At 45.4% G+C, this 1260-nt stretch carries 2 protein-coding genes; one reads left to right on the plus strand and one right to left on the minus strand.

Going from position 1 to position 1260, the window contains the following annotated elements:
- Window positions 1–213 precede the first annotated feature (213 nt).
- Window positions 214–681, plus strand: coding sequence for a hypothetical protein (locus KBW69_RS23380; protein ID WP_257282537.1), 468 nt, complete (start codon window positions 214–216; stop codon window positions 679–681).
- A 329-nt stretch (window positions 682–1010) separates the two neighbouring features.
- On the opposite strand, the gene KBW69_RS23385 is transcribed toward KBW69_RS23380, so the two are convergent.
- A partial coding sequence (locus tag KBW69_RS23385; protein ID WP_257282539.1) for a hypothetical protein occupies window positions 1011–1260 on the minus strand: 250 nt, incomplete at its 5' end.

Genomic DNA, 1260 nt, shown 5'->3' on the forward strand with positions numbered 1-1260 from the left:
GTAACAGTGTCTTTTTGCTGGGAGGTTCTAACTCGAAACCCACCATAGACAGTGAACCCAAAAACTCTTTTTGAAAACTGGTCTTTTCACAACCAGAAATTCTCGATTATTGCTGCCTGCTAACGCTGGCAGCAAGGGCGGCGAACACAGTGAGCGTCCCTTTGGCTGCTTTTGTTAGGTTTATGCACAAATTTCAAGAATGGAATTTATACGATGGATAGCAAGGTTTCTGAGTTTTTTGTTTTCGCTAATAGAATAGCAATCAGCGTATTGCTCATAGCGAAGAAATTTGCACTGTTCCTTGTTTTCACCATAAGCCAGTCGTTCCCAAGCCTTTCTCAAGCGATAACGCTGGATAAAAGGCAACCGTTCAAGATTGTTCCGTATACTGGCTTCATGCTTCCTGTAAGCAGTATCATCCATAATGTCGATAACCTTATCCTGATTCTCAGTGAGCCGGTTGAGCTCAGGAGTGAAAGCAGAAATAATGGTTTGGTTGATGCTATTCAGTCTTTGCCGTTGGCTAAAACTGATTCTGAGAAGATAGCCCAATGCAAAGCTGGTCAAGACACCAAGCAAGGTTTCGAGAGGGTGGCTTTCTACGAGACTAAACAGTTCCATGCTTATGTTACCGGCATGATTATCGGGGTGTTTTTATTGTTATTGTTTATCATATTTTGATACCTAACGCTTACAGCAAGGGAGGCGAACGCAGTGAGCCATCCCTTTGCCTGTATTTGTTAGCCCGGCAGCCCTGCCGCCTGGAACAATGTTGATAGGTGCAGAGGAGTTTCAGTAAAACCTGCATCTGCTGCACCGATTGAAGTGCATAAAAGTTACCGCTGGAAAACTTGCAGGCAACGCCAATGCTGTTACAACTTTTAACTGGTTTAGTGCGTCGGACCAAATACTCATAAACACCGTGAAGTCACGCTGACATGCCCACCAAGACACCGTAGATTTTTCATCGACTGACACAGAATCTACAGACATGCATTACTGAGAATTACTCAGAACTTGAATTGACCAGACTGGTTGCTGGCGTAGATTTTGGTTCGTGACTCATCCACTGAAAAAATAGAAAAAACTTTCATACTGCTGCCGGCTAACGCCATGCTGTGGGGCGCCGCACAGCGGCGTCCCAGCCCCTTTAGGGGCGACACCAGCAACTTGTTAGCATGGCAACCCACCCGCAAGGGCAAATGGTGAATGATGCAGAGGATTAGCAGCTTTCTTGCTGAACTGATTGAAGCGCACAAT

Source organism: Endozoicomonas sp. ISHI1 (genome assembly GCF_024606225.1).
Taxonomy (GTDB): Bacteria; Pseudomonadota; Gammaproteobacteria; order Pseudomonadales; family Endozoicomonadaceae; genus Endozoicomonas_A.

Coding starts and splice junctions, on each gene's coding strand:
- KBW69_RS23380 (WP_257282537.1), top strand. CDS start 214: ATGGATAGCAAGGTTTCTGAGTTTTTTGTTTTCGCTAATAGAATAGCA.